Below are 22,207 nucleotides of genomic sequence, written 5' to 3'. Positions count from 1 at the left end.
ATGAAACGAGTAATTTTATTAGCAGTGATTCAAGCAGTCGTTCTATTTTTCATCATTGGAGCGCTAGCTTATGCCTTCAAGGGCGATTTCTTCTACAACTATCTAGCAGTTGTCTTTGCCCCTATTGCAGGTGTCTTGCGCTTTGGGACAGCTTACACAACGGAGATTGTCTTGCCTCGAAAGGCAGCTGAAATTGCTGAAAAGCGTAAAGCAGGCAACAATTCAAAATAAGAGAGTCCGGTGAACTTCATCGGATTTTTGTATGGACTCTAATTTTTATAATCTTCACCTGATTTTTAAAGACTGGTAAACTTTTCTGATGATTTTCATGAAGAGCCTGCGCTTTTATGGTAAAATAGTAACAGAATAAAAGAGGAGAGAAACAATGAAACGTAGTATGTATGCTGGTCGTGTTCGTGAGGAACACATCGGACAAGAAATAACCTTGAAAGGATGGGTTGGCCGTCGTCGTGACCTTGGTGGTTTGATCTTTATCGACCTTCGTGACCGTGAAGGAATCATGCAGTTGGTTATCAACCCTGAAAAAGTCTCTGCAGAGGTCATGGCAACAGCTGAAAGCCTTCGTAGCGAATTTGTTATCGAGGTGACTGGTCAGGTCGCTGCGCGTGAGCAAGCCAATGATAAGTTGCCAACTGGTGCAGTTGAGTTAAACGTGACAGCTCTGACAGTGCTTAACACAGCTAAAACAACACCATTTGAGATTAAGGATGGCATTGAGGCCAATGACGATACACGTTTGCGTTACCGTTACCTTGACCTTCGTCGTCCAGAAATGTTGGGAAATCTTAAACTTCGTGCTAAGGTGACCCACTCTATCCGTAATTACTTGGATGAGTTGGAGTTTATCGACGTGGAGACACCATTCCTTTCTAAGTCAACGCCTGAAGGGGCGCGTGACTATTTGGTGCCATCTCGTGTTAATAAAGGGCATTTTTACGCGCTTCCTCAAAGTCCACAGATTACTAAGCAGTTGTTGATGAATGCTGGTTTTGACCGTTACTACCAAATCGTCAAATGTTTCCGTGATGAAGACTTGCGTGGAGACCGCCAGCCTGAGTTTACCCAGGTCGACTTGGAAACATCCTTCCTTACTGAGCAGGAAATCCAAGACATCACAGAAGGTTTGATTGCGCGCGTGATGAAGGAAACCAAAGGCATCGAAGTAACGCTACCATTCCCTCGTATGAAATACGATGATGCTATGGCTCTTTACGGTTCTGACAAGCCTGATACGCGTTTTGACATGTTGCTTCAGGACTTGACAGAAGTGGTCAAGGGTGTAGACTTTAAAGTCTTTTCAGAGGCACCTGCTGTAAAAGCCATTGTAGTCAAAGGCGCTGCGGACAACTATTCACGTAAAGACATCGACAAGATGACGGAAGTAGCCAAACAGTACGGTGCCAAAGGTCTTGCTTGGGTCAAGGTAGTTGACGGAGAATTAAACGGACCAGTTGCTAAGTTCTTGACTAGCATCCAAGCAGAATTGACAGCAGCACTTGCGCTTGAAGATAAGGACTTGATTCTCTTTGTGGCAGATACGCTTGAGGTAGCCAATGCAACACTTGGTGCCCTTCGTGGACGTATTGCCAAAGAGCTTGGTTTGATTGATAATGATAAATTCAACTTCCTTTGGGTGGTTGACTGGCCAATGTTTGAATGGTCTGAAGAAGAAGATCGCTATATGAGTGCCCACCATCCATTTACCCTTCCACAAGAAGAGACTGCTCACGAATTAGAAGGCGATTTGGCTAAGGTTCGTGCCATTGCTTACGATATCGTCTTGAACGGTTATGAGCTTGGTGGTGGTAGCCTTCGTATTAACCAAAAAGACCTTCAAGAACGTATGTTCAAGGCTCTTGGTTTCTCAGCCGAAGAAGCAAATGACCAGTTTGGCTTCCTTCTTGAAGCCATGGACTATGGTTTCCCACCACACGGTGGCTTGGCTATCGGACTTGACCGTTTTGTTATGTTGCTTGCTGGAGAAGAAAATATCCGTGAAGTCATTGCCTTCCCTAAGAACAACAAGGCAACTGATCCAATGACACAAGCTCCTTCAACAGTAGCGCTCAAACAACTAGAGGAACTCAGCTTACAAGTAGAAGAAGATGAAACAAGCAAAACGAATTAAGCGGTGGCGTTATTATCTGCGTCGCTTTGCTTATCAGATAAAAATTTTACGTGTTTTACAAAGCATCTCTCGCGAAAAATATGATGAGAAGATTTCGGCTTCTCTGGTCTATGGTTTTTTATCAGCAGTAGCGGTCAATTTCTTTTTCCAACCAGGGCATGTGTATTCGAGTGGTGCAACAGGTCTGGCACAGATTATCTCTGCCTTGAGTAATCACTGGTTTGGTTTTCATATTCCAATTTCGCTAACCTTCTACGCTATTAATTTTCCTTTGATGGTTTTAGCTTGGTATCAGATTGGCCATAAGTTCACCGTCTTTACCTTTATCACGGTGTCTATGAGTTCTTTCTTTATCCAGTTTGTCCCTGTGGCAACCTTGACGGAGGATCCCATTATCAATGCTCTTTTTGGGGGTGTTGTCATGGGCTTGGGGATCGGTTTTGCTCTTCGAAACAATATCTCCAGTGGTGGGACGGATATCGTCAGTCTGACCATTCGTAAGAAAACTGGGAAGAATGTCGGCAGTATTTCTTTCTTGGTAAATGGTACCATCATGCTGATAGCAGGTTTGACCTTTGGATGGAAATATGCCCTCTACTCTATGATTACCATCTTTGTCTCTAGCCGTGTGACAGATGCGGTCTTTACCAAGCAAAAACGTATGCAGGCCATGATTGTGACCAATCATCCAGACAAGGTAATTGAAAAAATCCATAAAAAATTGCACCGCGGAGCAACTATGATCCACGATGCAGAAGGAACCTATAATCACGAGAGAAAGGCAGTTTTAATCACTGTCATTACACGTGCAGAGTTTAATGAATTTAAACAGATTATGAAACAGGTGGATCCAAGCGCCTTTGTCTCTGTATCGGAGAATGTTCATATTCTGGGACGATTTGTAGAAACAGATAATTAATACTCTTCGAAAATTTCTTCAAACCACGTCAGCTTTATCTCCAACCTCCAAGCTGTGCTTTGAGCAACCTGCGGCTAGCTTCCTAGTTTGCTCTTTGATTTTCATTGAGTATAATGACTAAAAAACCAGCGCGAGCTGGTTTTTATTTTTCAATAATTTTGTGGGCAATCAACTGACGGTAACAAATTTGCTTATTGCTTTTAGCATCGTTGATAATCTGGAGGATAGTTTCAAGAGAAACACGACCAAGTTCTAGGCTATTAATATCAACATAGGCCGCCAAGTTGAGTTTGGGATTGACCGAGTCGAAGCTGAGAACAGGGACATCCAGTTGGTGCTTAGCGATATAGTCACAGACCCCTTCAGCTAGGAGGCTATCGGTTGTGATGATAGCATCAATCTGCGGATCATGCTGAAAGAGGAGTTTACTAAATTGATACCCTTTTTCTTCTAGGAACTCCGTTGCAAAATAGGTTAAATTTCCATCAATAGGCAGTTGGTATTGCTTGAGTGCGGATTCGTAACCAGTTAGACGGTCTTGTGTAACGAAGAGTTTCTTAGCACCTCCGATAAAGGCAATTCGTTTGCAGCCTTTTTTGATAAAATATTCGGTCGCATCAAAACCAGCTTGGACATTGTCGTTATCGACAAGAGGGATAAAGGGTGAAATGGATTTTCCTAGGATAAGGAAGGGGAACTGCTCATCAGCGACCAGTTTGACCAAGGGATCTTCCTCTTCGGCATAAAGGAAGATCAAACCATCCACACGTTTACCGTAAACCATCTGTGAAATAGCTTTAAGGCGCTCTTTTTCATCTTTACCTGTTGCAATCTGAATGGCATAGTGGTTTTCAGAAGCGACTTGAGCGATACCACGGAGGACAGATGGGAAGAAAGGATTTTGATAGAAGGCGTCTGAGTCGTCAGGAAGGACCAGGCCGATAACTTGGGTATAACTGCTTACCAAACTACGAGCGTTGAGGTTGGGGTGGTAATTGAGCTCCTTCATAGCCTTGCGAACGCGTTTTTTTGTTTCGTCGCTAATGGTTGATTTATTTTGAATAACACGGGTTACAGTTGAAGGCGAAACACCAGCAGCCTTGGCCACGTCTTTAATCGTAACGGGCATAAAAATCTCCTATTTATGGTAATCTGGATCACGGAAATGTGTTTTATAAAAGATAGTGACCAGATACAGAACAAAAAGAATGTTTTGTACAGTTATCAGGGTTGTCATATTTTGGCCAAGTAATCCCAAAATAAGCGTAATCAGAGTTGGTAATCCTAAACAGTTCAAGATAAAATGGTAGCACTCTTTAAAGGTTCTAAATGAAAAGAGGCGTGATTTCTTAGTGATATAAAGGAGAAGACTGGCTCCCAGAGAGACGATAAAGAAATTCAAACCAAAGAGGAAGCTCGCACCGAGAACTAGGAAGAGACTGATATAGACACGATTCTGCTGGTACCAGTCTTTAGAAATTGCTTGGGTCAAGCTATCTTTGCTTTTGAAACTCTCAGTTTCAATCGCTCGGTAAGAGATGCGGGTCAGCTCTTTACTCTCCTTGCTGATGACGAGCTCTTTCGTATCGAAATGCAGTTGCAAGTCCTTAGGTAATTCCTTGCTTTGACTTGTACCAATCACAATAGAAGGCGCTTGACTAGCTGTGCCTGTATAAGTTAATTTGCCATCAACAATTGTAGCGTGCTCAGAGAGATCCTGGACAACTTCATCTGTCAGAGGTTCATAGACATTATCGATAAAGGTTTCTAGCGGATAAGTCTCCTGTGAGCTGTTTTGGATGGCAATGGGTACCATAGACAAGCTGATAAGGAAGATACTGGTAAAGAGTAGTTGAAACCAGTTGAGCCCGAAACGTTTGGACAGGGGCTTACGAAATCCCCAAATACTTGAAAAATAAGAAAATGGATATGGAAGCATAGGTATCTTTCTAAAAGGTGTTTTCTATATGAGTATTATTATATAGAGAAATGCTCTTTATTTCAAGTCTAGGAGAAAAATTGCTTGTTGCAAGGATAGTTTTATAGTCACAAGCTCCAAAATGAAAAAGGGTGGCGGGGATATATTATCCCTTGTCGCCACCACTTGTAAGTCCTGAAACAAAGTTCTTTTGTAGGAAGAAGAAGAGAATACTGATTGGAAGGGCGATGAGGATAGCACCTGCTGAGAAGTAGGCAATCTTCAAGTTCTTCGCATTGTTGACGAAGGTTTGGAGACCAACGGCAACAGTGAAGTATTCTTTCTCACGAAGTAAGAAACTAGAGAGGATGTAGTCCCCGAAAGGTCCCATGAAAGCCCAGAGAGCTTGTACGGCAACCATTGGGCGAACAAGTGGAAGAACAATTTGCCAGAAGCGGCGGAAGTGTCCTGCACCGTCTAGTTTTGCAGATTCGTCTAGAGACATTGGCACTGTATCGAAGTAGCCTTTCATGAGCCAAGCATTCATCGGGATACCTCCACCAACATAAAGGAAGATGAGGAACCAGCTGTGGTTAAGGGCGTTCAACATAAGCGCCATAACGAAGAAGGCTGTCAAAGCGGCCATGGTTGGCACCATTTGGATAATCAAGAAGAAGACCAAACTTTGTTTACGGGCCAAGAAGTTGTAACGGCTGTAGGCATAACCAGCAAGTACGATGATACTTGTTTGAACTGCCATGGTAACCAAGGCGATGATCAAGGTATTGAGATACCATGTACCGTATAGGGTTTCAGTAAAGAGTCCTTTAAAGTTATCAAAATTGAAGTTGATGTTAGTATCGAGTTTAAACGCTGCGACGTTACCTGCTTTAAAGGCTGACATGATGGTAATCAAAAGTGGATAGATAATCACAATGGATAGACCAATCAGGTAAAGGTAAGTAAGTGTTTGAGTCAGTCTACGTTTGAGTTTAATTGAGTTATTCATCTTAGACGTCCTCCATATCAAATGCGTGTAGTTTCTTGAATGCAATCATAGAGATTGAGATGACAATGATAGAGATAATCAAGGTAACAGCTGCCGCCATTGAGTATTGAGGAGATGTACCTGTTGTCAAACGGTAGATCCATGAGATCAAGATATCAGTTGAACCAGCTCCACCACCGACACTACCAGGTCCTCCACCATTGAAGAGGTACATGATAGAGAAGTTGTTAAAGTTGAAGGTGTATTGACTGATCAAAGTAGGTGCCGCAACAGCTAAGATCATTGGGAAAGTGATGTTGCGGAATTTTTGCCAAGCATTGGCACCATCAATATAAGCTGCTTCGTAAAGGTCGTTAGGAATAGATTGCAAGATACCCAAAGTCAAAACGTAGATGTATGGGAATCCAAGCCAACCTTGCATCATAATCAAGGCAATCTTAGTCCAAGTTGGGTCTGTTTTCCAAGGAATAAGAGCACCATCAAGGAAAGGAAGGAATTTAGCCAAGATTGGCAATACTTGAGTGTTGATAGCACCAACACTATCGTTAAACATGTTTGAGAATGTCAAGATAGTGATGAAGGCTGGAACAGCCCAAGGAAGAAGGAAAATAACACCAAAGATACGTTTTCCTTTGATAAATGGTTGGTTAGCAATGATAGCTGTGAAGATACCAATCACGATCTGTAAAGTTGAGGCAGATAAAGCCCAAATGATAGTCCAAGAAAGAACGGCACCAAAGGCTGAACGGAAGGTACTCAAGCTCCAGATGTTTGTGAAGTTAGTTAAACCAACCCAGTCCAACAATTTGTTTGGTGGCAAGTGTTGGAAGTCATAGTTGGTAAAGGCAATCATCAAGGTTACGATAACTGGGAAGATAATCGCAAAAGTCATGGCAACATAAGATGGAATGATCAAGAGGTAAGGGAAGCCATTTTCATAGATTCCTTTGACCATTTCTTTAAAAGTAAGAGCTACTGGTATGCCATTGTTAATGTGTTTAGCAGTTGTATGTGCATCCTTGATATTTGCGAAATAAAAGAGTACATAAACAACTACAAAGATTAAATGGAAGGCACCACGAATCAGCATAAAGAGGGAATTGTCACGACCTGGTTTGTCACCAAGAGTGATGAGATTACTCAATTCAGGGGCTGCAAGTGCTAGGAAGTAGAGGAGAAATACAAGGGTTACACCAAGGAAGATAAAACCTTTTGCTTTTTGTTTATTGTAAATCTGTCCTAACCCAGGAATGATAGACAGCAGGGCTGCTTTACTAGGTTGTTGCTTTTCCATAATAACTCCTTTCATAGGATACTAGTTTCTAGTTAAAACCTAAACTATATATGTTTTCTATTGATAAATTCAAAGGGGGATTTGAATTCCACCCCCCTTGAACAAATTTTTTTATTCACCAAATTTTTGTTTGATTGTTTCTTTGATCAATGTTACAGCATCGTTAGCAGCTGTTTTCGCATCTTTCTTACCACTTACAGCATCGAAGAGCATATTTTTCGCTGGATCCCAAACTGCAGACATTTGAGAGATGTTTGGCATTGGTTGAGCGTTCTTGAACTGTTTGATAACAGCTGTTGTCAACTCATCGTTTTTACCTTCAGCGTATGAACGAGCCTCAGTGTTAGCTGGGATTTCGTTAGTCTTATCGTATAATACTTTTTGTTGTTCAGTTGAAACAAGGAAGTCTACAAATTTTTGAGAAGCTTCAAGGTTCTTAGTGGCTTGAGGGATGACCCAAGCTTTACCACCACCAAATGCAGCATATTCTTTTCCGTTTGGAAGAGTTGGGATAGTCGCAACACCGTAGTTTACTTTAGCATCTTTGAAGGCTTGGGCTTTCCAAGGTCCGTCGATGATAGCAGCTGTTTTACCTTCTTGGAAATGAGTTTGGATTAGGTTTCCAGCTCCTTCAGTATCTTGCATACCTTTAGGCCATTTTTCATACCAAGATTTAGCGTATTCTATACCTTTGATAGCGCCGTCGTTGGCAAGACCGATATCTTTAGCGTCCTTACCGTTTTGACCGAATACGTAAGCGCCGTTACCAGCAAGAAGTCCGTATGCATAGTAGAAGTTTGTCCAGTCAGCTAGGAAAGCAGAAGTTTTTCCATCTTCACCAGCGAAGGCATATTTGCTATCTTTAGCAAGGTTTTCTAAGTCAGCAAAAGTTTTTGGAGCTTCTTTTATCAAGTCTTTGTTGTAGTACATAACAAGTGACTCGATAACGGCAGGAGCACCGTAAACTTTACCATTAGCAGCTGTTACAAGAGATTTAGTTGTGTCGTCTGTTTTAGCACCATCGCTCAATTTCACTTCTGAAAGTTGTCCGTCAGAACCAAGGCTACCTACACGGTCGTATGGAGCCATCATAACATCAGGGACATTACCAGATTGGTTGTCAAGAGAAAGTTTATCAAGACCTCCTAGAGCATCACCAGTTTTAAGAGTGACTTTTACTCCAGTTTCTTTTTCATAAGCTTTAGCAACCTCTTCAATATAGCTCTTATATCCCTCGTCTACATATACAGTGAGTTCTTTCGCTTCAGATGAACCAGAATCAGCAGGCTTATCAGCAGTTTTGCTTCCGCAAGCTACCAAAAGCAAGCTAGCAAGTGTAACAGTTCCAAGCACAGCAGCGCTCTTCATGAATTTAGATGACATAGTGTATTCCTCCTAAAGAATAACAAATTTTATAATGAGGAAACGCAAACGTTTTCCTTTATGGGACTAGTATAGCACAATCGGAAAGCGGTTGCAAGTGTTTTTTGTAAAAATTTTAAAAAAATTTCACGAAAAGGGTAAGCGTTTTATTTGTTTATAATAGAAGAAAAGTCAGAAAATATATTTTCACTATTTTACTGAAATTATTTAGGGAAACGATTGCCTAAATTTTGAACAAAAAATAAATTGCTCTAGACCAAAAGTAGACTAAGTTGAGCCTTCCATTTGTAGTTGAAGAAGATTTTGCAAATAGAAAAGAAAAATGTATATGTATACATAAATAAGGACAAGTTTTTTTAAAAAATAATCAAAAAGTTTTTTTAAAACCGCTTGCAATTCTTCCAAAAATGAAGTATACTTATATTAACGCAAACGTTTGCGCCCAAAAATGAAAAATTAAACTACAAATACACGAGGTGTTGTTTATGAAAAAACGTCAAAGTGGTGTGTTGATGCACATCTCTTCTCTCCCAGGAGCCTACGGAATCGGATCGTTTGGTCAGAGTGCTTATGACTTCGTTGATTTCTTGGTTCGTACAAAACAACGTTACTGGCAAATCCTTCCATTAGGAACAACTAGTTACGGAGATTCTCCTTACCAATCTTTCTCAGCCTTCGCAGGGAACACTCATTTTATCGATTTAGATATCTTGGTGGAGCAAGGCTTGTTGAAAGCAAGTGACCTTGAAGGAGTTGACTTTGGTAGCGATGCGTCTGAAGTTGACTATGCTAAAATCTACTATGCACGTCGTCCTCTTTTAGAAAAAGCGGTAAAACGTTTCTTGGAAGTAGGAGATGTTAAAGATTTTGAGAAATTTGCTCAAGACAACCAATCATGGCTTGAGCTCTTTGCTGAGTATATGGCTATCAAAGAGCATTTTGACAATCTTGCTTGGACTGAATGGCCAGATGCTGATGCTCGTGCTCGTAAAGCTTCAGCGCTTGAAAGCTACCGTGAGCAATTGGCAGACAAGTTGGTTTATCACCGTGTGACTCAATACTTCTTCTTCCAACAATGGTTGAAATTGAAAGCTTATGCTAATGACAACCACATCGAAATCGTTGGGGACATGCCAATCTACGTAGCGGAAGATTCAAGCGATATGTGGGCAAATCCACACCTCTTCAAGACAGATGTCAACGGTAAGGCGACTTGCATCGCGGGATGCCCACCAGATGAATTTTCTGCAACAGGTCAGCTTTGGGGTAACCCAATCTATGACTGGGAAGCAATGGACAAAGACGGCTACAAATGGTGGATTGAACGCTTGCGTGAAAGCTTCAAAATCTACGATATCGTTCGTATCGACCACTTCCGTGGTTTCGAATCTTACTGGGAAATTCCTGCTGGATCCGATACAGCAGCACCTGGTGAGTGGGTGAAAGGTCCTGGCTACAAGCTTTTTGCAGCCGTTAAAGAAGAACTTGGTGAGCTAAACATCATCGCAGAAGACCTTGGTTTCATGACAGATGAAGTTATCGAATTGCGTGAACGGACTGGCTTCCCAGGAATGAAGATTCTTCAATTTGCTTTCAATCCAGAAGACGAAAGTATCGATAGCCCACACTTGGCACCTGCTAACTCAGTTATGTACACAGGAACACACGATAACAATACGGTCCTTGGTTGGTACCGTAACGAGATCGATGATGCGACTCGTGAGTACATGGCTCGCTATACTAACCGTAAAGAATACGAAACAGTTCCACACGCTATGCTTCGTACAGTCTTTTCATCAGTTAGCTTCATGGCAATTGCAACTATGCAAGATTTGCTAGAATTGGATGAGACAGCTCGTATGAACTTCCCATCTACCCTTGGTGGAAACTGGTCTTGGCGTATGACTGAAGATCAATTGACACCAGCTGTCGAGGAAGGTTTGCTTGACTTGACAACAATCTATCGACGAATTAATGAAAATTTGGTAGAATTAAAGAAATAATACAACATCAGGAGACACCTTAAACATGTTATCACTACAAGAATTTGTACAAAATCGTTACAATAAAACCATTGCGGAATGTAGCAATGAAGAGCTTTACCTTGCTCTTCTTAACTACAGCAAGCTTGCAAGCAGCCAAAAACCAGTTAACACTGGTAAAAAGAAAGTTTACTATATCTCAGCTGAGTTCTTGATTGGTAAACTCTTGTCAAACAACTTGATTAACCTTGGTCTTTACGACGATGTCAAAAAAGAACTTGCTGCTGCAGGTAAAGACTTGATCGAAGTTGAAGAAGTTGAATTGGAACCATCTCTTGGTAATGGTGGTTTGGGACGTTTGGCTGCCTGCTTTATCGACTCAATTGCTACTCTTGGTTTGAACGGTGACGGTGTTGGTCTTAACTACCACTTTGGACTTTTCCAACAAGTTCTTAAAAACAACCAACAAGAAACAATTCCAAATGCATGGTTGACAGAGCAAAACTGGTTGGTTCGCTCAAGCCGTAGCTACCAAGTGCCATTTGCAGACTTTACTTTGACATCAACTCTTTATGATATTGATGTTACTGGTTATGAGACAGCAACTAAAAACCGCTTGCGTTTGTTTGACTTGGATTCAGTTGATGCTTCTATCATTAAAGATGGTATCAACTTTGACAAGACAGATATCGCTCGCAACTTGACTCTTTTCCTTTACCCAGATGATAGTGACCGTCAAGGTGAATTGCTCCGTATCTTCCAACAATACTTCATGGTTTCAAATGGTGCGCAATTGATCATTGACGAAGCAATTGAAAAAGGAAGCAACTTGCATGACCTTGCTGACTACGCAGTTGTACAAATCAACGATACTCACCCATCAATGGTTATCCCTGAATTGATCCGTCTTTTGACTGCACGTGGTATCGAACTTGACGAAGCAATCTCAATCGTTCGTAGCATGACTGCCTACACTAACCACACAATCCTTGCTGAAGCCCTTGAAAAATGGCCTCTTGAATTCTTGCAAGAAGTGGTTCCTCACTTGGTACCAATCATCGAAGAATTGGACCGTCGCGTGAAAGCAGAATACAAAGATCCAGCTGTTCAAATCATCGATGAGAGCGGACGTGTTCACATGGCTCACATGGATATCCACTACGGATACAGCGTTAACGGGGTTGCAGCACTTCACACTGAAATCTTGAAAAATTCTGAGTTGAAAGCCTTCTACGACCTTTACCCAGAAAAATTCAATAACAAAACAAACGGTATCACTTTCCGTCGTTGGCTCATGCATGCCAACCCAAGACTATCTCACTACTTGGATGAGATTATTGGAGAAGGTTGGCACCATGAAGCAGATGAGCTTGAAAAGCTCTTGTCTTATGAAGACAAAGCAGCTGTCAAAGAAAAATTGGAAAGCATCAAAGCTCACAACAAACGTAAATTGGCTCGTCACTTGAAAGAACACCAAGGTGTGGAAATCAATACAAACTCTATCTTTGATATCCAAATCAAACGTCTTCACGAGTACAAACGCCAACAAATGAACGCTTTGTACGTGATCCACAAATACCTTGATATCAAAGCTGGTAACATCCCTGCTCGCCCAATCACAATCTTCTTTGGTGGTAAAGCAGCTCCAGCCTACACAATCGCTCAAGACATCATCCACTTGATTCTTTGTATGTCAGAAGTTATTGCTAACGATCCAGCAGTAGCTCCACACTTGCAAGTAGTTATGGTTGAAAACTACAACGTTACTGCAGCAAGCTTCCTTATCCCAGCATGTGATATCTCAGAGCAAATCTCACTTGCTTCTAAAGAAGCTTCAGGTACTGGTAACATGAAATTCATGTTGAACGGAGCTTTGACTCTTGGTACTATGGACGGTGCTAATGTGGAAATCGCTGAGTTGGTTGGAGATGAAAACATCTACATCTTCGGTGAAGATTCAGAAACTGTTATCGACCTTTACGATAAAGCAGCATACAAATCAAGCGAATTCTACGCTCGTGAAGCTATCAAACCATTGGTTGACTTCATCGTTAGCGATGCAGTTCTTGCAGCTGGAAACAAAGAGCGCTTGGAACGTCTTTACAATGAATTGATCAACAAAGACTGGTTCATGACTCTTCTTGACTTGGAAGACTACATCAAGGTTAAAGAACAAATGTTGGCTGACTACGAAGACCGTGACGCATGGTTGGATAAAGTCATTGTTAACATCTCTAAAGCAGGATTCTTCTCATCTGACCGTACAATCGCTCAGTACAACGAAGATATCTGGCACTTAGACTAAGATACAAATTTATACTAATACATCTTGTAAAAAAGCGAGTTTCGATTGAAATTCGCTTTTTTGCCTCTTTATTTGAATGATGTGGATTTGGGTCAATCCTGTCTAAAAATAGAGAGAAATCATAGACAGCTTAAATGCATAGAAATGAGGCTTTTATTGTTTTTTCATCCTCATGTTTCTTCGTAGTTGATTACTTCATATCCCTTGCATACGCTTACACAAAGTATTATAATATGATTATAGGAAAGAAGGTGTTTTTATGTGGAAAAAATATTTTTCAAAATATAAATGGACTGATTTATTTTGGATTTTATTTGTTATTTTGACCTGCCTCTATATAGGTAACCATGATTTGTTTCCTCTCAATCATCAAGAATTCTCTTTTCGTGGTAGTTTATGGGGTTTGGTACTGGCCTTATATCACTTGCTATTTATTGATAAGTTTGTTATCTCGAATCGAAAATAAAGTTTAGGGCTATGCTTGGCTGTGTACTTTTAAGATTTATTTTGGAGGGAAGATTTTGTCTCTATTATTTATTATTTTAAATTTGTTTATCTTGTACAAAATCTATTCTTTGAGGCAGAAGAAATCAAAATACTTGATTTATACGGCCTATATCATATTTGGGGTAAATGTACTATATGGTATTCAATGGTTATTAAAAGAACTGGTTTCCAATATTTCCACTTAATATGTATGGAAACTATAACAAAACGCATAAGATTAAGGTTTTTGAGTACCTGTTCTTATGCGTTTTCGTAATATTGAAGATTCTTAGTAAGTTTTCTACTTTTGCGAAGTCTAGTTTAGAATGCTTTCCCGACCAGAATCTCTGCTTCAATGGTAATCTCTGTCAGTTGGCTCCAGTCAATCTTAGTCTGGTCGATGTGAAAGAGTAGGGGCGTCATGCTGAGTAGGGCTTTGAGCTGCTCTGCTGTGATAGTTTTAGTCAGAGAGGCAGTTTGACTAGATAGGATGGTAAAGTGTTCTTGGAAATGATTTTTGATATCTTGGTTAGAATAATCCTTGTTTGTTAGCTGGTCTTGTACCTTCTGACGGATTTCCTTGAGGTGATTTTCAGTTGGGATAACCTTTATCAAGATACCGTCTTTGGATAAAACGCGATGAAATTCTCCATAGTTGGCAGGTGAGAAGATATCAAGCAGGATATCCATGCTAGCGTCTTTTATAGGAAGACAAGCTAAGTCACCAACGAACCAATTGACTGCCCAGTTGGGTTCGCTCTTGGCAGCGATTTGGACGGAATCTTTGGAAATATCAAAAGCATAGAAGGTTTTGTCAGGATGCCTTTCTTGGAGTTTGCGAGAATAGAATCCTTCGCCACAGCCGATATCTAAGACTGTGGTGCTAGTTTCTGAACTGGCTAGCAAGTCAGATACAGCCTCTAAGATAGCCTGATAAAATCCAGCCTCTAGGATTTGTTGGCGGTTTTGAAAATTTTCCTTATCGTAGTTGGTAGATTGCTTGATTTGAGGAGCTAGATTGACATAGCCGAATTTAGCCAGGTCAAAAGAATGACGGTTGTAGCACTTGAGACTGCTCTCTACCAGAGTCAGCTTTTCTTGACAGATAGGACAGGCAAAGGCAGTCGCAGAAGCGAAGCGCTGAAGTTTGGGTTTGAGATTTGTATTCATAGTTTAAGTGTATCAAAAGAGGCAAATGAAAGCAACTTTAGGAATAAGTAGATGGGAGATTCAGTAGAAATAAAACTAATTCTCCAATTTATAGAATAAAATTGCTTTTATATCTAAATTTCTATATAATAATGATAAGGAGGAAATAAGTATGTTAAAAGAAGTATTAACCGTTGCAAAAGTTGCGAAAAAATCATCACTCTTTTTGGGTGGTGTCGCATTTGGTACCCTTGGTTTGAAAATCTTGGCAAGTAAGGAAGCTAAAAAAGGTTATTCTAAAGCTTTGGCTAAGGCTTACAAGTTGAAAGACGGGCTAGATGCATCTGTTTCTGTTGTGAAACAACATGGAGACGATGTCTTGCAAGATGCCAAATATTTGTACGAGCAAGAGAAAAAAGAAGAGCAATTAGATAGCCTTATAGGAGAATAATATGTCTTTTAAAGTGCTACATAGAGGATACCAACATATCCGACTATCATCTTCTTTTTCACTCACCTTGGATATTCAAGACTATCTTCGTTCCTTGGCGAGAGATGAAAAGGGGATTGAGTCTATCCAGTTTTACATGGATCAACAGCACTTTACTCTACGTATAAAAGAAGGCTTTTCTGTATTAGATAATGCAGAAGCCTTTTTAAAAAGAATTGATAAAGGGAAAGTTTCTGAGTTGATGACTCTTCCCATTCGTAGAGAAGAGAGTGCTTATTCTATTGTTTCAGGTGCAGCGATTAAGCGTGTACTTTTTCGTAGTTTTGTGCCGTATCCTATTCGCTATATATGGACTTGTTATCAGGCTTTTGGCTATATTAGAGAAGCCTATCAAACACTAGCGCGTAAGGAACTAACGATGGAGGTCTTGGACTGTTCGGCGATTTTATTGTCCTTGTTTATGAACCAATCCAAGACAGCAAGTAATATCATGTTTATGCTTGATTTGGGGAATCATTTAGATCAGTGGTCCTTGAAAAAAACTGCAACAGATTTAGAACAGAGTCTTCTTGCAAAAGAGAGCGATGTATTCCTAGTACAGGGCGATACGGTTGTTAGTATCAAGAGTTCCGATGTTCAAATAGGAGATGTCTTGGTCCTATCTCAAGGAAATGAAATTCTGTTTGATGGACAAGTAGTTTCAGGTTTAGGTATGGTCAACGAAAGTTCCTTGACGGGAGAGAGTTTTCCAGTTGAAAAAGGAGAGTCTGATTTGGTTTGTGCAAATACAGTATTAGAAACTGGTGAGTTGCGCATTCGTGTAACCGATAATCAGATGAACAGCCGTATTTTACAGCTGATTGAGTTGATGAAGAAATCTGAAGAAAATAAGAAAACGAAACAACGCTATTTCATCAAGATGGCGGATAAGGTCGTCAAATATAATTTCTTGGGGGCTGGTCTGACTTACCTATTAACAGGTTCTTTTTCTAAGGCTATTTCTTTCCTATTGGTCGATTTTTCCTGCGCTTTGAAAATTTCTACTCCTGTAGCTTATTTGACAGCTATCAAGGAGGGGCTGAATCGTGAAATGGTGATTAAGGATGGGGATGTTCTGGAGAAATATCTGGAAGTTGATACTTTCTTGTTTGATAAGACGGGAACAATCACAACTAGTTATCCTATAGTTGAAAAGGTGTTACCTTTTGGGGACTATAGTGAGGAAGATATTCTCAGAATCAGTGCCTGTCTTGAGGAACACATTTATCATCCTATTGCTAATGCCATCGTCAAGCAAGCTGAGATAGAGGGAATTGAACATGAGGAAATGCATGGGAAACTCCAATATATCGCAAGCAAGGGGATCAAATCTCATATAGATGGGCAACCAGTTCTTATTGGGAATTATGTTTTGATGCAGGATGAGCAAATTCATATCAGTTCAGAACAAAATGCTTTAATTGAAGAGTACAAGAGTCACTACAATCTCTTATTCTTGGCTTATCAGAATGAATTGATTGGAATGTTCTGCATTCATACTCCTTTGAGAAAAGAAGCCAAAGCAGCCTTGGAGAAACTTAAGGCACAAGGGAAAAAATTGATTCTGGCAACAGGGGACACCTTGGTTAGAACAGAGGAATTAGTCAAAGATTTGCCCTTTGATCAGGTCCATACAGACTTGAAACCTGATGGGAAATTTGAGTTAGTAGAGGAACTGCAGAAAGCAGGTCACACTATTTTGATGGTTGGAGATGGATTGAATGACTCAGCGGCTCTAACCCTATCAGATATCGGTGTGGTGATGAATGAGAGTGCAGACATTTCTAAGCAGATGAGCGATATCTTATTGTTAGATAATCGCTTGGATTTCTTCCAAGAGTTGGATTGGCTATCATCATCTTTGCAAACACTCATCAAGAAGAATATTCAAGATACCGTTGTCGTAAATAGTAGTTTGATTGGCTTTGGCTTGTTTAATTGGCTCAGTCCTTCAAATCTCTCTATCTTACATAATCTAACAACCTTACGCATTGTACTGCGTAGCCTGTCCATTAAGGGATAGGTGGGGACTATTCACAGCAAAAAGGAGTTACCTTTCTCGAGGTTAACTCCTTTGTTTATAGGTAAATGTTGAACAGTTTAGTAAGTCAATACAAAGTATTTTTTCTTCCCACGACGGATAACAGTCAGTTCGTTCTCAAGCTTATCTGCGTCACTTAAGACATAGTCAAGGTCTTGGATACGGTCACCGTTGACGTAGATAGCTCCGTTTTGGACGTCTTCACGGGCTTGGCGTTTTGAGTTGACCACACCAGATGCCACGAGGAGTTCCACGATATTGTGGTTTTCGTCTGCTTGTACTTGGTAGTTTGGTACTCCACGAAGTCCTTGTTTGAGCTCTTTGACAGAAAGGTTTTTGATGTTTCCTGCAAAGAGTTGCTCAGTGATGTTGAGGGCTTCTTTGTAAGCTTCTTCGCCGTGAACAAGTGTAACAACTTCACGAGCCAAGACTTTTTGCGCCAAGCGTTCGTGTGGAGCCGCTTCAAACTGCTTGCGGATATCTTCAATCTCATCAAGTGACAAGAAAGTAAAGATTTTCAAGAAGCGTACAGCGTCTGCGTCCATAACGTTCATCCAGAATTGGTACATTTCGTATGGAGAAGTCTTTTCAGGATTGAGCCAGACTGCGTTTCCTTCTGATTTACCAAATTTCTTACCAGTTGCATCTGTAATCAATGGAACAGTGATAACGTGGCCAGTCTTGTCAGCCTTACGACGAAGCAATTCGGTACCAGCTGTCATATTTCCCCACTGGTCAGAACCACCGATTTGTAGCGTTACGTTGTGGTCTTGGTTAAGGACGAAGAAGTCGTAACCTTGCATGATTTGGTAAGCGAACTCAGTGTAAGAAATTCCTGTTTCAATCCGTTTTTTCACAGACTCTTTACTCATCATGTAGTTGACAGTGAAGTATTTTCCGATATCACGGAGGAAGTCAATGAAGCTGATGCTGCCAAACCAGTCGTAGTTGTTGACCATGACAGCTTTATTTTCACCATTTTCAAAGTCAAGAAAACGAGAAAGTTGTCCTTGGATAGACTTGACCCAGCCATCTACTGTGTCTTTTGTTTGGAGACTACGTTCAGCATCTTTGAAGGACGGATCTCCGATGAGACCTGTAGCACCGCCAACGAGCGCATAAGGTTTGTGACCTGCTAGTTGCAAGCGACGACTTGTCAAGATTGCGACAAGGTGGCCTAGGTGAAGGCTGTCAGCAGTTGGATCGTAGCCAGTATAATAAGAAACTTGACCTTCTTCTAGGGCTTTACGCAAAGCTTCTTCATCAGTCGTTTGAAATATCAAACCACGCTCTTTTAGCTCATCAAAAATGTGCATGTGTCTTTTCTCCTTTTTAAAATTATTGTTTCTAACTATTGTATCACAAACTTGGGCAATAGCCTAGCAGAATGGGGAAGAAAGTGGCTATTTTATTGAAAGTTTCCCTTTTGTGGTATAATAGATAGAGTGAGGAAATCCATGCAAAATCAATTAAATGAATTAAAACGAAAAATGCTGGAATTTTTCCAGCTAGTAAAATCAAAAATAAATCTTAAAAAACCAGAGAAAGTCTCAGAAGAGAAGAAGTCGGATGGGACAGGTGGGAAAGTTCTGGCTATCCTAGGTAGCATTTTAGTTGCTATTAAGGGCATTCTGAATACTCTCTTTATTCTAGGCTTTATCGGTGGACTTTTTGGTGCTGGTGTAGCTCTTGGTTATGGAGTTGCTTTGTTTGACAAGGCTAAGGTTCCCCAAGCGGAGGATTTGGTCAAGCAGGTTAAAAATATTTCTTCCATATCAGAAATTGTTTACGCAGATGGGAGTGTCATTGCTTCTATCGAGAGTGACCTACTGCGAACTTCTGTTTCATCTGAGGAAATATCGGACAATCTCAAAAAGGCTATCGTTGCGACTGAGGACGAACATTTTCTTGAACATAAAGGGGTTGTGCCAAAAGCTGTGATTCGGGCGACTTTGGGAACCTTTGCAGGTTTGGGCTCATCTAGCGGGGGCTCGACCTTGACCCAACAGTTAATCAAGCAACAAGTGGTCGGAGATGCTCCTACCTTGGCTCGTAAGGCTACAGAAATTGTTGATGCCCTTGCCTTGGAACGCAGCATGAGTAAGGATGAAATCTTGACTACTTATCTCAATGTTGCTCCCTTTGGTCGGAATCATAAAGGACAGAATATTGCAGGTGCCCAGCAAGCTGCTGAAGGGATTTTCGGTATCGATGCCAACAAGCTGAGTATTCCCCAAGCTGCCTTTCTAGCAGGTTTGCCACAGAGTCCAATTACTTATTCCCCTTATGAAAATACTGGAGAGTTAAAGAGTGATGAAGACTTAGAACTTGGTTTGAAGCGGGCCAAGGATGTTCTCTACAACATGTACCGTACGGGTGCCCTGACTCAGGAAGAATACGACCAGTACAAGGATTATAATCTCAAACAAGACTTCTTGCCATCAGGAACTATCAATGCTGTTTCGAGGGATTATCTCTACTTTACTGCTATGGCTGAAGCGACAGACCGTATGTATGATTATCTAGTTCAACAGGACAATGTCTCTAGCCAAGAGTTGAAAAACGAGTCGATTCAAAAGGCCTATCATGAGCGAGCTGAGCAGGAACTAAGTAATGGTGGCTACAAAATCACTACAACGATCAATAAAAAAATCCATAACGCCATGCAAAATGCAGTTGCTAACTACGGTCGTTTGGTAGATGATTCGACTGGTCAGCCTGAAGTAGGGAATGTTTTGATGGACAATAAAACGGGGGCTGTTCTAGGCTTTGTTGGTGGTCGTAATTACCAGACTAACCAAAACAACCACGCCTTTGACACTAAGCGCTCGCCAGCCTCTACAACCAAGCCTTTGTTGGCCTACGGTATTGCCATTGACCAAGGTTTGATGGGAAGCGCTAGTATCTTGTCCAATTATCCGACAAAATTCTCTAATGGAAATCCTATCATGTATGTAAATAGTCCAGGTACAGGCATGATGACCCTGGGTGAAGCCTTGAACTATTCGTGGAATATCCCAGCCTATTGGACCTATCGCATGCTTCGTGAGAAGGGTGTGGATGTCAAGGGTTACATGGAGAAAATGGGTTACGAGATTCCGGAGTACGGTATTGAAAGTCTGCCTATGGGTGGTGGTATTGAAGTCACAGTTGCTCAGCATACCAATGGTTATCAAACAATTGCTAATAACGGTGTCTACCATCAGAAACATGTGATTTCTAAGATTGAATCACCTGACGGTAGAGTAATCTATGAATTCCAAGACAAGCCAGTTCAAGTGTATTCGAAGGCAACAGCAACAATTATGCAGAGTTTGCTTCGTGAGGTGATCTCATCTCGGATCACTTCAAGTTTCCAAACGGATTTGGCTTCTATCAATTCAAGCTTAGCTCGTGCAGACTGGATTGGTAAGACTGGTACAACCAATGAAGATGAAAATATGTGGCTCATGCTGTCAACACCAAGATTGACTCTAGGTGGTTGGCTAGGGCATGACGATAACCGCCCAATGGCTAAGGGAGCTGGGCATTATCGAAATGCCAAATATATGGCTTACTTGGTCAATGCTATCCAACAGGCTGAACCTGGTGTTTGGGGCAATGAACGCTTTAATCTTGATTCTAGTGTGACCCAATCTCAGGTCCTCAGATCTACAGGACAGAAGCCAGGAAAAGTATCCGTTAATGGAAAAACAGTGGATCTTTCAGGTCCTACTGTAACGAGCTATTGGGCTAATAAGGCGGGAGCTCCTACAACAAGCTATCACTTTGCTATTGGAGGAAGCGAAGCAGATTACCAAAACGCTTGGTCAAGTATTATTGGTAGTTTCTCATCTACACCAAGTTCAAGTAGTAGCTCAAGTAGTAGTTCTAGCAGTACATCAAGTTCATCATCAACACAATCAAATAGTAGAAGATAGGAAAGTGGTATTGATTGCCACTTTTTTCTTTTTTCCTTTCGTGTTACAATAAAGGTATGAATCAGTATCAGAAAAAGATTGTTAAAGGAACCATTTATTCACTCCTATCCGGCTTAATCTGGGGAATCTGTGGAATTTTAGGAGAGTATTTCTTTACTCATTATCAGGTGTCTTCGGGCTGGATTACCTCTATGCGTTTGACACTGGCAGGGAGTCTTGTGCTCATTTGGTCTGCAATGCAATTAAAATCGCAAGTGTTAGATATTTGGCGAGACAAGAAAAATTACCTGCCCTTTTTGGCCTATGCTATTTTAGGGATTTTTTCAGTTCAGTATTTTTTCTATCTCTGTGTAGAATACTCAAATGCAGCGACAGCAACTATTTTACAGTTTATTAGCCCTGTCTTTATCCTCTTTTACAATCGCTTGGTTTATCACAAACGAGCCTCAAAAAGCGCTATTTTCTATGTTTTGGTTGCCATGCTGGGTGTTAGCTTGATGGCGACAAAAGGCGATCTCTCTCAGTTATCCATGACGCCACTAGCCCTTGTAACAGGTTTGCTGAGTGCTATGGGGGTTATGTTTAATGTTATCCTGCCCCAACCTTTCGCGAAGCGCTATGGTTTTGTACCCACGGTTGGGTGGGGGATGATTTTGGCAGGTTTATTTAGCAATATCCTTTCGCCAGTGTATAAGCTTTCCTTTACTCCTGATATTTGGAGTATCTTGATTTGCCTTATTATTGCTTTCTTTGGGACGGCTTTTGCTTTTTTTATTTCCATGAAGGCAGTGTCCTTGGTTTCTCCTTTGGTGGTTTCTGTCATTAGTGCCAGTGAACCTCTCTCCTCTGCTCTCTTGAGTGTTTTGTTTTTAGGATTAGTAGTGGATTGGTCTCTTCTTCTAGCAATGGTCTTGATTATTTTACCCATGATTTTCCTATCGATAGAAGAAGCGAAAGAAAGTAAATAAAAAGTCTTTTCTTAATTCTAAAAGTGTGCTATACTAGAATAGTCAATAAAACACGGGGAGATAGTTGTGAAGAGTGTTTTTAGGTTGTATCGGTAGGGGCTTGCTTTTACCGACAGCACGTTTTATCTCACATCCCTAAAAATCATACCTAAAAACAAACAAAAAGGCTTCAAATTTGAGGCCTTTTTTGGTAG

Annotated in this window: 17 protein-coding genes; 10 read left to right on the top strand and 7 right to left on the bottom strand. The window is 40.9% G+C overall.

Annotated features, from left to right (window positions below):
- The 3 genes from QP439_RS02325 to QP439_RS02315 all read left to right on the top strand — a co-directional run bounded on the left by QP439_RS02325 (position 1) and on the right by QP439_RS02315 (position 3,068).
- Positions 1-231 (top strand): hypothetical protein, encoded by a 231-nt coding sequence (locus QP439_RS02325; RefSeq protein ID WP_000832185.1) that lies wholly within the window; start codon positions 1-3, stop codon positions 229-231.
- 154 nt (positions 232-385) lie between these two features.
- A complete protein-coding gene (gene aspS / locus QP439_RS02320; RefSeq protein WP_285387435.1) occupies positions 386-2,149 on the top strand; it encodes an aspartate--tRNA ligase in 1,764 nt (587 codons plus the stop codon).
- Entirely contained in the window at positions 2,127-3,068 is a 942-nt protein-coding gene (locus QP439_RS02315; RefSeq protein WP_261016898.1) for a YitT family protein, read from the top strand. The genes aspS and QP439_RS02315 overlap by 23 nt, the downstream gene beginning before the upstream one ends.
- A gap of 142 nt (positions 3,069-3,210) precedes the next feature.
- Here the strand turns inward: QP439_RS02315 and QP439_RS02310 are convergent, their stop codons facing one another.
- The 5 genes from QP439_RS02310 to QP439_RS02290 form a co-directional block, all read right to left on the bottom strand.
- The gene (locus QP439_RS02310) at positions 3,211-4,197 is read right to left on the bottom strand and encodes a LacI family DNA-binding transcriptional regulator (RefSeq protein ID WP_261266127.1); all 987 of its coding nucleotides are present in this window, start codon (positions 4,195-4,197) and stop codon (positions 3,211-3,213) included.
- 9 nt (positions 4,198-4,206) lie between these two features.
- A complete protein-coding gene (locus tag QP439_RS02305) occupies positions 4,207-5,007 on the bottom strand; it encodes a DUF1189 domain-containing protein (RefSeq protein WP_285387432.1) in 801 nt (266 codons plus the stop codon).
- 145 nt (positions 5,008-5,152) lie between these two features.
- On the bottom strand, positions 5,153-5,995 hold the full coding sequence (locus QP439_RS02300; RefSeq protein ID WP_261121980.1) for a sugar ABC transporter permease: 843 nt from the start codon (positions 5,993-5,995) through the stop codon (positions 5,153-5,155).
- A gap of 1 nt (position 5,996) precedes the next feature.
- Positions 5,997-7,289, bottom strand: coding sequence for a carbohydrate ABC transporter permease (locus tag QP439_RS02295; protein ID WP_000414973.1), 1,293 nt, complete (start codon positions 7,287-7,289; stop codon positions 5,997-5,999).
- Positions 7,290-7,400: 111 nt separating this feature from the next.
- Positions 7,401-8,672 carry a maltodextrin ABC transporter substrate-binding protein gene (locus QP439_RS02290; RefSeq protein ID WP_000095474.1) on the bottom strand — a complete coding sequence of 424 codons (1,272 nt, stop codon included), beginning with the start codon at positions 8,670-8,672 and terminating at the stop codon, positions 7,401-7,403.
- 485 nt (positions 8,673-9,157) lie between these two features.
- On the opposite strand from QP439_RS02290, the gene malQ reads away from it, so the two are divergent.
- The 3 genes from malQ (at position 9,158) to QP439_RS02275 (ending at position 13,425) form a co-directional block, all read left to right on the top strand.
- Entirely contained in the window at positions 9,158-10,675 is a 1,518-nt protein-coding gene (gene malQ / locus QP439_RS02285) for a 4-alpha-glucanotransferase (protein ID WP_261028398.1), read from the top strand.
- Between the two features lie 25 nt (positions 10,676-10,700).
- Positions 10,701-12,959: a glycogen/starch/alpha-glucan family phosphorylase gene (gene glgP, locus QP439_RS02280; RefSeq protein ID WP_285387430.1), complete on the top strand. Its 2,259-nt coding sequence runs from the start codon at positions 10,701-10,703 to the stop codon at positions 12,957-12,959.
- Positions 12,960-13,218: 259 nt separating this feature from the next.
- Positions 13,219-13,425, top strand: a complete 207-nt coding sequence (locus QP439_RS02275; RefSeq protein ID WP_285387429.1) for a hypothetical protein — start codon at positions 13,219-13,221, stop codon at positions 13,423-13,425.
- A gap of 341 nt (positions 13,426-13,766) precedes the next feature.
- Here QP439_RS02275 and QP439_RS02270 read toward each other — a convergent pair whose 3' ends face one another.
- Positions 13,767-14,615: a putative RNA methyltransferase gene (locus QP439_RS02270; RefSeq protein WP_285387427.1), complete on the bottom strand. Its 849-nt coding sequence runs from the start codon at positions 14,613-14,615 to the stop codon at positions 13,767-13,769.
- A gap of 151 nt (positions 14,616-14,766) precedes the next feature.
- On the opposite strand from QP439_RS02270, the gene QP439_RS02265 reads away from it, so the two are divergent.
- Together QP439_RS02265 and QP439_RS02260 are read left to right on the top strand one after the other, a co-directional pair.
- Entirely contained in the window at positions 14,767-15,045 is a 279-nt protein-coding gene (locus tag QP439_RS02265; RefSeq protein ID WP_000910910.1) for a DUF6110 family protein, read from the top strand.
- A gap of 1 nt (position 15,046) precedes the next feature.
- A complete protein-coding gene (locus QP439_RS02260) occupies positions 15,047-17,107 on the top strand; it encodes a heavy metal translocating P-type ATPase (RefSeq protein ID WP_285387426.1) in 2,061 nt (686 codons plus the stop codon).
- Positions 17,108-17,184: 77 nt separating this feature from the next.
- Here QP439_RS02260 and tyrS read toward each other — a convergent pair whose 3' ends face one another.
- A complete protein-coding gene (tyrS, locus tag QP439_RS02255) occupies positions 17,185-18,441 on the bottom strand; it encodes a tyrosine--tRNA ligase (protein WP_061590130.1) in 1,257 nt (418 codons plus the stop codon).
- 141 nt (positions 18,442-18,582) lie between these two features.
- Here tyrS and pbp1b point away from each other — a divergent pair, with 141 nt between their 5' ends.
- Together pbp1b and QP439_RS02245 are read left to right on the top strand one after the other, a co-directional pair.
- Entirely contained in the window at positions 18,583-21,045 is a 2,463-nt protein-coding gene (gene pbp1b, locus QP439_RS02250) for a penicillin-binding protein PBP1B (protein ID WP_285387425.1), read from the top strand.
- Between the two features lie 56 nt (positions 21,046-21,101).
- Complete coding sequence (locus QP439_RS02245) at positions 21,102-22,013, top strand: DMT family transporter (protein WP_285387423.1); 912 nt, start codon at positions 21,102-21,104, stop codon at positions 22,011-22,013.
- Positions 22,014-22,207: the final 194 nt, after the last annotated feature.

This window comes from Streptococcus sp. UMB1203 (genome assembly GCF_030217725.1).
GTDB lineage: Bacteria > Bacillota > Bacilli > Lactobacillales > Streptococcaceae > Streptococcus.
Note: the sequence above shows the minus strand (reverse complement) of the source record. Positions and strands in the feature narration are given on the sequence as shown.